The organism is Rugamonas sp. (assembly GCF_025354735.1).
Classification (GTDB): Bacteria; Pseudomonadota; Gammaproteobacteria; order Burkholderiales; family Burkholderiaceae_D; genus Rugamonas.
Map to the genome: position 1 here is coordinate 1 of NZ_JANXMI010000139.1, position 8,728 is coordinate 8,728.

Below are 8,728 nucleotides of genomic sequence, written 5' to 3' on the forward strand. Positions count from 1 at the left end.
CGAACTGCTGGGCGTTTAAGACCATGGTCCGGGCCGCTTTGGCGTGGTGCGCGGCGGCGACGCTGCTGGCCGCGCTCGGCGGCTGCGCCGTCGTCAGCGTGGCCTCTACGGTCGTGGGCGCCGGCGTCACCGTGGCCTCGACCGCGGTCGATGCCACGGTGGCCGTCGGCAAGGGCGTGGTGTATGTCGGCGAGGCGGCCGTCGGCGGCAAATAGCCGAACCGCGCGGCCTGGCCACCCGGCCCGCGCGCCGGCCACGCGGCGATCCGCCCGTGGCTGCATCAAAGGCAGGCATGCGCTCCCGTGGAAACGCGGGCCAGCGCCTCAGCGTTGCCAGTTCTTGCGCAACGCCTCCTGTTCCGCCGTCACATCCAGTTCCGGCCCGGCGATGCGCTGGTCTATCGCTTCGAGCACGGCGGCCGGCGTGTCGCTCCCGAGCGCGCGATAAGCGCCCGCCTGCGGCGCCTGCTTGACGTTTTGCGCGATCACGGGAATATGCCATTCCTCGCCGCCGCGGCAAGCCAGTCCCGACGTTTCCTGCGCATGGCCGACCAGCGTGAAGCTGCGGCAGTAGGCGCCGTCGCCGGCGATGAAGCTCACGCCGATGCGCACGCTGCCGTCGTCGCTGGCGCCGCCGGCCAGCTGCCGGTTGAGCGCCTGCTCCAGCTTGCCCTGCGCGCCGAGCCGGCCGTCGCGCACCGCCAGAGCGCCGCCGCCGCCGCCGCCGAGGGCGCCGGCCGTGGCGCTGGCGACGGCGGCCAGCAGCTCGGACGGCCAATTCATTTGCAGGTAGCCGAGTCCGAATTTCCCGGCCACCAGGCCCAGCATCAAGACCCCGGCCAGCGCGCTCCACTCTAGCCACGACCAGCGCCGCCAGCCGCGCCGCCGGACCGCGTGCTGGTGGGCCGCGCGGTGGGCCCGCGCGGCGTCGAGCTGGACCACGTTGGCGCCGTGATGCGGCAGCGTCTGCCGGCGCGGCGCCGCTTCGTCGACGCGGCGGCCGAACACCGTGTTGCCGCCGCCATGCATGGCGCGCTGCTGCGCCACGCGGCGCGCCACGCTGTCGTCGGTGCGCATGGCATGTTCGACGGCGCGTCGGGTCTCCTCGTCCAGCTCGCCGCTGGCATAGGCCATCAGGATGTCGTCTGAAAAACTCATGATCGTGTCCTCGCTGACTGCGATCATAACTCTTTGCAGGGCGCGGCGCACCTATTGCACACGCCCGGCGCGGCGCCCTGCAAAGCGAGCCGCGGACCGGGCTGCGATGCTGCGCCGCGGCATGCGCCGCCGCCGTGGCGCGCCAGTCACCGCAAGGCTTGCTTGATTCAGAATGTTCTTACTTTTGGCAAGTTTTATGCTAATCTGCGCGCTCTATAACCAAGGAGGTAGTAATGAAAAAAGGCGAATTGATTGCAGAATTTGCGAAACGCACTGAAGTGTCCGCTGCTGCCGCCAACGGTGCAGTGAACACTTTGATTGCCATCATCACCGAGCGTCTGAAAAAAGGCGACACGGTCGGCATCACCGGCTTCGGCACTTTCTCCGTCGCCAAACGTGCAGCGCGCAAAGGCCGCAATCCAGCCACCGGCGAAGCGATCAAGATCGCCGCGTCGAAAACGCCAAAATTCTCCGCCGGCGCGACCCTGAAGGCCGCCGTCAACCCGAAGAAGAAATAAGTACGCGGCACCATGCCGGCCTGCGCGGCGGCGGCGACGGCGGTTCACGGCATGGCGCGGCGCCTGCCCTGGCCGCCGTTCTGTTTTTGGAAGCTCTCCTCTAGAGGCGCGCGGCCGTTTGTTTGTATGATGGCGCGTCGTTACCCTTTTGATACCAGGAGCTGAAATGAGTTTACAAGAGCAATTCCAACAAGCGCAGCTGGACTCGAAGAACTTGCCCGAGCGTCCGGACAACATGACCCTGCTGAAGCTGTATGCGCTGTTCAAGCAGGGCGCCAACGGCGACGCCGACGGCGAACGTCCCGGCTTCACCGACATGGTCGGCCGCGCCAAGTTCGACGCCTGGGCTGCGCTCAAAGGCACCTCGCAGGACGAGGCGCGGCAGCAATACATCGATCTGGTCGAGGACTTGAAGGACTGAGTTTCGAGCGGCGCCGCAACCGGGGCCCAATCCGGGCCGCCGCGCTTTATCCCGCGAACACCTGGCGCATCTTCGCCGCGATCTTGCCTTCGATCGCGGACGCGAACGCGCTGTACAAAAATCCCAGCTTGATCTGCATCTGCGCCTGGCTGCGTCCCAGCGTCAGCGCGCCTTCGACGCCGCTGCGCTCGAAGCGCAACACGTCGCCATCCCACTGGCAGGCCAGGTCGAATTCCTGCGCCATCTTGTCTGCCACCTGCTGGGCGGCGGCGCGGGCTTGCTCCTCGGACAACTGATGGTCTTGAACGATGTTGATGTCAGCCAATGATTTTCCCCGTAAATTGAATGTGGCCGACATGATGCCAGCTCGGGCCGCCCGGCGCCAGTGCCGCCGCCGCCCCCGTCGAACGAATTTGCTTATACATATTGTATATAAGCGCAATTTGTGAGAAATAGCGAATTACCTTAAAATACAGTGCTTTGCTGTCGTCGGCCGCCCCGCCCTGCCTTCCGGCACCCCTGCTGCTGCGCCGACGCCGCCGCACATCCACATTGATAGGACTGTTATGACCCACGTTGTCACCGAATCTTGCATCAGCTGTCGCTACACCGATTGCGTAGATGTCTGCCCGGTCGATTGTTTCCGGGAAGGCCCGAACTTCCTGTCGATCGATCCGGACGAATGCATCGACTGCGCCGTCTGCGTCGCCGAATGCCCGGTCAACGCGATTTTCGCTGAGGAAGACGTGCCGTCGGACCAGCAGCAATTCATCAAGATCAACGTCGACACCTCCCGCAACTGGCCTTCGATCACCAAGACCAAAGCCGCGCTGCCGGACGCCGAGCAGTTCAAAGACGTCAAAGACAAGCTGCACCTGCTGGTGCGCTAAGGCGGCGCCGCAGTCGGGCCAGGCGCGCCGCCACGCGGCGGCGCGCCTCACCACCTATTGAAACAACAGGAATAAACTCGTATGAATAGCGTAAGCACTCCAGCCGGCGTCATCGAAGCCGATGCCGTCATCATCGGCGCCGGTCCGGTCGGCCTGTTCCAGGTCTTCGAACTGGGCCTGCTCGAAATCAAGGCCCACGTGATCGACTCGCTGCCGGCCGTCGGCGGCCAGTGCGTGGAACTGTATCCCGACAAGCCGATCTACGACATCCCCGCCGTGCCCTCGTGCACCGGCCAGGAGTTGACGGACAACCTGCTCAAGCAGATCGAGCCGTTCGAGCCGACCTTCCACCTGAGCCAGGAAGTGACCGTCGTCGAGCGCCGCGAAGACGGCCGCTTCAACGTCGAAACCAGCGCCGGCACCCGCTTCATCAGCAAGACCATCTTCATCGCCGCCGGCGTCGGCTCGTTCCAGGCCCGCACGCTGAAGGTGGACGGCATCGACGCCTTCGACCACACCCAGCTGCACTACCGCGTCAAGGAACCGGCCCTGTTCGAGGGCAAGAACCTGGTCATCTGCGGCGGCGGCGACTCCGCCCTGGACTGGGCCCTGAACTTCGTCGGGAAGGCCGAATCGGTCGTTTTGCTGCACCGCCGCGAAGACTTCCGCGCCGCCCCCGCCTCGGTCGCCAAGATGAAAGCCTTGTGCGACGAGTACGAGATGCAACTCATCATCGGCCAGGCCACCGGCTTTGAAACGCGCGACGGCAAGCTGTCCGAACTGAAGGTCACGGGACCGGACGGCGTGACCCGCCGCGTGCCGCTCGACATGCTGCTGGTGTTTTTCGGCCTGTCGCCGAAACTCGGCCCGATCGCCGACTGGGGCCTGGACATCGAACGGCGCCAGCTCAAGGTGGTCAGCACGGAAAAGTTCGAAACCAATGTGCCCGGCATCTTCGCCGTGGGCGACATCAACACCTATCCGGGCAAGAAAAAGCTGATCCTGTCGGGCTTCCACGAAGCGGCCCTGGCCGCCTTCGGCGCCGCGCCCTACATCTTCCCGGACAAGAAAATCCACATGCAGTACACCACCACGTCGCCGAAATTGCACAAGGTGCTGGGCGTGGAAACCCCGGTCTTCGATTAAACGGCCGCCCTGCGGACACCGTGCAACAACGGTGTGTTGTCGTACACAAAAGCAGCGGAAACGCTGCTTTTTTTTATGTTTCAGCGGTATCATCGTGATGCGGGCGCCATCTTGCGTGAAAACAGGCCTTTCCTTAAGGTATCGTAAAATGCTTTACGTCACGAACAAATATCCTATAATTGGCTTATGATGTACTAGCGTTGGTGCGCTGCACCAAACACTTAATCGGGAAGATATATGCTTTACCAACTGCACGAAATGCAACGTTCGCTCCTGTCGCCGCTGATGCAATGGGCCGACGCCTCGTCCAAACTGTTCACCAATCCCGTCTCGCCGCTGGCGCACACGCCGTTCGCGCAGCGCATCGCCGCCGGCTACGAATTGATGTACCGCCTCGGCAAGGATTACGAAAAGCCGGCCTTTGACATCGATACCACGGTCGTCAACGGCGCCGACGTCGGCATCATCGAACAGGTGGAAGTGAACAAACCGTTCTGCCGCCTGATCCACTTCAAGAAAGACTTGAGCGAGTCGGCCATCGCCGCCCTCAAGCAGCCCAAAGTGCTGCTGGTGGCGCCGCTGTCAGGCCACCACTCGACGCTGCTGCGCGACACCGTGCGCGGCCTGCTGACCGACCACGACGTCTACATCACCGACTGGACCGACGCCCGCATGGTGCCGGCCACGGTCGGCCCCTTCCACCTGGACGACTACATCTTCTACGTGCAGGAATTCATCCGCCTGCTGGCGCCGGACCTGCACGTCATTTCCGTGTGCCAGCCGACGGTGCCGGTGCTGGCCGCCATTTCGCTGATGGCCACCGCGAAGGACCCGGCCATGCCGAAGACGATGACGATGATGGGCGGCCCGATCGACCCGCGCCGCTCGCCGACGGCGGTCAACAACCTGGCCACGGAAAAGAAGTTCTCGTGGTTTGAAAACACCGTCATCTACTCGGTGCCGCCCAACTATCCGGGCTACGGCCGCAAGGTTTATCCGGGCTTCCTGCAACACGCCGGCTTCATCGCCATGAATCCGGGCCGCCACGCCCAGAGCCACCGCGAGTTCTACGCCCACCTCGTCGCCGGCGACGACGACCCGGCCGAAGGCCACCGCAAGTTCTACGACGAATACAACGCCGTGCTCGACATGCCGGCCGAATACTATCTGGACACCATCAAGACCGTGTTCCAGGAATTCAGCCTGCCGATGGGCACGTGGATGGTCGGCGGCCAGCTGGTGCGGCCGCAAGACATCACCAACGTCGCGCTGTTCACCGTCGAAGGCGAGCTCGATGACATTTCCGGCGCCGGCCAGACCCAGGCCGCGCACGACCTGTGCAGCGGCATCCCGGCCGAGATGCAGCAAGACTTCGTCGCGCCGGGCGCCGGCCACTACGGCATCTTCTCCGGCCGCCGCTGGCGCGAAGTGATCTGCCCGAAAATCGGCGAATTCATCAAGCTGCACGGTTAAAGCCGAACACCTGCGCGCGCCAAGGTTTTTCAGCCCGCCGCGCGCAGATATCGGATAATGGCGCTTTACCGCTGACGACCACGCCGTGCCCACGCCACCCTCCTCCCTCGCCGACCGCCTCGAAGACCTGCTGCCACAAACGCAGTGCACCAAGTGCGGCTACGACGGCTGCCGTCCCTACGCCGAGGCGATCGCCGACGGCCGCGCCGGCATCAACCAGTGCCCGCCCGGCGGCGCCGAGGGCGTGGCGCGGCTGGCGCAGGCGACCGGCCGCGCCGTCATCCCCATCAATCCCGTCAACGGCATCGAACGGCCGCGCGCCGTCGCCTACATCGACGAAGCGCTGTGCATAGGCTGCACGCTGTGCATCCAGGCCTGCCCGGTCGACGCCATCGTCGGCGCGGCCAAGCTGATGCACACCATCGTGCCCGAGCTGTGCACCGGCTGCGACCTGTGCGTGGCGCCCTGCCCGGTCGACTGCATCGTCATGTACCCGGTCACCGAGGCCACCGGCTGGGACGCGTGGAGTGCCCGGCAGGCCGACGCCGCGCGCGAACGGCACGACTACCGCGCCGTCCACCTGCGCCGCGAACGCGCCGAGAACGACGCCCGCCTGGCCGCCAAGGCCGCCGAAAAAATGCGCGCCGTCGAAGCGAGCGATCCGGCCGGCGCCGCCGACCAGGCCGAGAAGGAACGCAAGCGCGCCATCATCGCCGCCGCCATGGAGCGCGCGCGCCTGAAGGCGCAGGCCGCCGACGCCGACGACACCTCCCCTTCCGCGGACCCGAAACCGACTCCATGAACGCAGCCAAACGATACGATATGTTCGTGCGCTTCCGCGCCGCCAACCCCTCGCCGAAAACCGAACTGGAATATACGTCGCCGTTTGAACTGCTGATCGCCGTGCTGCTGTCGGCGCAGTCCACCGACGTCGGCGTCAACAAGGCCACGCGCAAGCTGTATCCGGTGGCGAACACGCCGGCCGCCATCCTGGCGCTGGGCCTCGACGAGCTGACCGACTATATCCGCACCATCGGCCTGTATAAAACCAAGGCCAAAAACGTGATGGCGACCTGCCGCATGCTCGTCGAACTGCACGGCGGCGAAGTGCCGCGCGAGCGCGCATCGCTCGAAGCGCTGCCCGGCGTGGGCCGCAAGACCGCCAACGTGGTGATGAACACCGCCTTCGGCGAACCGACGATGGCGGTCGACACCCACATCTTCCGCGTCTCCAACCGCACCGGCCTGGCGCCGGGGAAGACGGTGGAAATCGTCGAACAAAAGCTGCTCAAATTCGTGCCGAAGGAGTTTTTGCACGACGCCCACCACTGGCTGATCCTGCACGGCCGCTACACCTGCATGGCGCGCAAGCCGCTGTGCTGGAACTGCATGCAGCGCGACCTGTGCGACTATAAAGCCAAGACGCCGGCGCCCGACGGCGTGTAAGCCCGCACCGATCTGGCGCTAGCGCAGCGGCGCCTCGTCGCGCCACTGCGCCAAGGCCGCCTCGGACAGCAGCGGATTATTCAGCTCAAACACGGTGCGCGTCGACAATTGCGCGCGCGCGATGGCGGCGCCGTTGCAGCTCTCGAACAGCGCGGCGAACGACCCATCCCTGATCGCCGCGCGCAGCCCGCGCTCGATGGCCTGCCCCAGCGCGCGATTATGCCGGCCGACGAAAAAATAGCTGACCGACGGATAGTGCAGCGCCAAATGCCGCTCCACTTCCAGACCCAGGGCCGCATGGCGCGCCTGCTCGTCCCAGACCTCGCCGACGCCGCGCGGGAAATACTGGAAACGGTCGGTGGCCAGCATATTGAACATCGGCTCATACATGGTGGCCGCCACCACCTTCAGTCCATTGGCCCGCAAGATGGCGGTGTCGCTCCAGTCGCGCTGCTGGCCGGCGGCCCGCGCGCGCAGCTGCTCGCGGCTGGCGACCGCCGCGAAGGCGGCGCGCTGGGCGGAGCGGATCAGCAGCAGCCGCCATCCCAATATGCCCTTGTCGATCGGCACCCGCACCGGCAGCAGCCGCTGTTCCAGCTCGCGCGTGCTGGGCCCCCACGTGACGTCGATGGCGCCGTCCGCCTCGATCACGCTGGTCACGCGCGGCGACACCATGATCTGTCCATTGGGCCGCAAGTCGAAGGGCGCGCCCGATTTTTGCAGCGCCAGTTCCAGCAGCTTGAGATAGTAACCGGCGCGCACGTCGCCGACCGAGGCCGCGCCGGGATAGATCGCCCTGAGCGGCGGCGTCACGCCGCTGGACGCGCCCGGCGCCGCCACGCCGAGCAGCACGGCGGCGCCGCCGGCCAGCAGGCGGCGCCGCAGATACGCGCTACGCTCCATGCCCATGACGCCTAGAGCAGCACGAGGTTGTCGCGGTGGACCAGCTCCTGGCCTTCGAGGAAGCCGAGTATCGCCTCGATCTCCGCCGACGGCTTGCGCATGATGCGGCGCGCTTCGGCGCTGGTGTAGTTCGACAGCCCGCGCGCGACGGCGTGGCCGTCCTCGCCGACGCAGGTGATGACGGCGCCACGCCCGAACTCGCCCGTCACCGCCACCACGCCCACCGGCAGCAGCGACTTGCCCTCCATGGTCAGCTTGCGCACGGCGCCGGCGTCGAGCACCACCTGGCCGGCAGTGTGCAGATGGTCGGCCATCCACTGCTTGCGCGCCGTCAGGTGGCCGGTCTGCGCGGTCAGCTCGGTGCCGAGCGCCTCGCCGGCGGCCAGCCGGGTCAGCACGTCGCTGTCGCGGCCCCAGGCGATGATGGTGTGGGCGCCCGATTTGGCGGCGCGCTTGGCGGCCAGGATCTTGGTCAGCATGCCGCCGCGGGCGATGCTCGAGCCGGCGCCGCCGGCCATCGCCTCGAGCGCCGGATCGCCGGCGCGGCCTTGCCGTATCAGGGTCGCCGCCGGGTCCTTGCGCGGGTCGGCGCTGAACAATCCATGCTGGTCGGTCAGGATGACGAGGACGTCGGCCTCGATCAGATTGGCCACCAGCGCGCCCAGGGTGTCGTTGTCGCCGAACTTGATTTCATCGGTGACGACGGTGTCGTTCTCGTTGATGATGGGGACCACGCCCAGGCGCAGCAAGGTGGTCAGCGTGGAGCGCGCGTTC

At 65.9% G+C, this 8,728-nt stretch carries 11 protein-coding genes and 1 pseudogene; 8 read left to right on the forward strand and 4 right to left on the reverse strand.

The window, feature by feature from the left end:
• Window positions 1–215 (forward strand): annotated as a pseudogene (locus tag Q0S71_RS11635) (hypothetical protein); the annotation flags it as partial.
• Window positions 216–323: 108 nt separating this feature from the next.
• On the opposite strand, the gene Q0S71_RS11640 reads toward Q0S71_RS11635, so the two are convergent.
• Window positions 324–1,157 carry a hypothetical protein gene (locus Q0S71_RS11640; RefSeq protein ID WP_295995322.1) on the reverse strand — a complete coding sequence of 278 codons (834 nt, stop codon included), beginning with the start codon at window positions 1,155–1,157 and terminating at the stop codon, window positions 324–326.
• 233 nt (window positions 1,158–1,390) lie between these two features.
• On the opposite strand from Q0S71_RS11640, the gene Q0S71_RS11645 reads away from it, so the two are divergent.
• Both Q0S71_RS11645 and Q0S71_RS11650 read left to right on the forward strand, forming a co-directional pair.
• Window positions 1,391–1,675, forward strand: coding sequence for an HU family DNA-binding protein (locus Q0S71_RS11645; protein ID WP_173594266.1), 285 nt, complete (start codon window positions 1,391–1,393; stop codon window positions 1,673–1,675).
• Between the two features lie 166 nt (window positions 1,676–1,841).
• Window positions 1,842–2,096, forward strand: coding sequence for an acyl-CoA-binding protein (locus Q0S71_RS11650; RefSeq protein WP_295995331.1), 255 nt, complete (start codon window positions 1,842–1,844; stop codon window positions 2,094–2,096).
• A gap of 46 nt (window positions 2,097–2,142) precedes the next feature.
• On the opposite strand, the gene Q0S71_RS11655 is transcribed toward Q0S71_RS11650, so the two are convergent.
• Window positions 2,143–2,421, reverse strand: coding sequence for a polyhydroxyalkanoic acid system family protein (locus Q0S71_RS11655; RefSeq protein ID WP_295995333.1), 279 nt, complete (start codon window positions 2,419–2,421; stop codon window positions 2,143–2,145).
• A 241-nt stretch (window positions 2,422–2,662) separates the two neighbouring features.
• Between Q0S71_RS11655 and fdxA the strand changes: the two genes are divergently transcribed.
• From fdxA to nth, 5 genes are all read left to right on the forward strand, one after another.
• A complete protein-coding gene (gene fdxA, locus Q0S71_RS11660) occupies window positions 2,663–2,986 on the forward strand; it encodes a ferredoxin FdxA (RefSeq protein WP_295995336.1) in 324 nt (107 codons plus the stop codon).
• A gap of 81 nt (window positions 2,987–3,067) precedes the next feature.
• A complete protein-coding gene (locus Q0S71_RS11665; protein WP_295995339.1) occupies window positions 3,068–4,132 on the forward strand; it encodes an NAD(P)/FAD-dependent oxidoreductase in 1,065 nt (354 codons plus the stop codon).
• A 237-nt stretch (window positions 4,133–4,369) separates the two neighbouring features.
• Window positions 4,370–5,605, forward strand: coding sequence for a polyhydroxyalkanoate depolymerase (locus tag Q0S71_RS11670; RefSeq protein ID WP_295995341.1), 1,236 nt, complete (start codon window positions 4,370–4,372; stop codon window positions 5,603–5,605).
• An 85-nt stretch (window positions 5,606–5,690) separates the two neighbouring features.
• The gene (gene rsxB, locus Q0S71_RS11675) at window positions 5,691–6,407 is read left to right on the forward strand and encodes an electron transport complex subunit RsxB (protein WP_295995344.1); all 717 of its coding nucleotides are present in this window, start codon (window positions 5,691–5,693) and stop codon (window positions 6,405–6,407) included.
• On the forward strand, window positions 6,404–7,051 hold the full coding sequence (gene nth / locus Q0S71_RS11680) for an endonuclease III (RefSeq protein ID WP_295995347.1): 648 nt from the start codon (window positions 6,404–6,406) through the stop codon (window positions 7,049–7,051). Before rsxB ends, nth begins: the two co-directional genes overlap by 4 nt.
• 18 nt (window positions 7,052–7,069) lie before the next feature.
• Here nth and Q0S71_RS11685 read toward each other — a convergent pair whose 3' ends face one another.
• A complete protein-coding gene (locus tag Q0S71_RS11685) occupies window positions 7,070–7,954 on the reverse strand; it encodes a hypothetical protein (protein ID WP_295995350.1) in 885 nt (294 codons plus the stop codon).
• An 11-nt stretch (window positions 7,955–7,965) separates the two neighbouring features.
• A partial coding sequence (gene proB / locus Q0S71_RS11690; RefSeq protein ID WP_295995353.1) for a glutamate 5-kinase occupies window positions 7,966–8,728 on the reverse strand: 763 nt, incomplete at its 5' end.

Excerpts from the sequence above, each read along its gene's own strand:
- fdxA (WP_295995336.1), top strand. The coding sequence starts at position 2,663 with ATGACCCACGTTGTCACCGAATCTTGCATCAGCTGTCGCTACACCGAT.
- Q0S71_RS11685 (WP_295995350.1), bottom strand. The coding sequence starts at position 7,954 with ATGGAGCGTAGCGCGTATCTGCGGCGCCGCCTGCTGGCCGGCGGCGCC.
- Q0S71_RS11650 (WP_295995331.1), top strand. The coding sequence starts at position 1,842 with ATGAGTTTACAAGAGCAATTCCAACAAGCGCAGCTGGACTCGAAGAAC.
- Q0S71_RS11665 (WP_295995339.1), top strand. The coding sequence starts at position 3,068 with ATGAATAGCGTAAGCACTCCAGCCGGCGTCATCGAAGCCGATGCCGTC.
- nth (WP_295995347.1), top strand. The coding sequence starts at position 6,404 with ATGAACGCAGCCAAACGATACGATATGTTCGTGCGCTTCCGCGCCGCC.
- Q0S71_RS11640 (WP_295995322.1), bottom strand. The coding sequence starts at position 1,157 with ATGAGTTTTTCAGACGACATCCTGATGGCCTATGCCAGCGGCGAGCTG.
- Q0S71_RS11670 (WP_295995341.1), top strand. The coding sequence starts at position 4,370 with ATGCTTTACCAACTGCACGAAATGCAACGTTCGCTCCTGTCGCCGCTG.
- Q0S71_RS11645 (WP_173594266.1), top strand. The coding sequence starts at position 1,391 with ATGAAAAAAGGCGAATTGATTGCAGAATTTGCGAAACGCACTGAAGTG.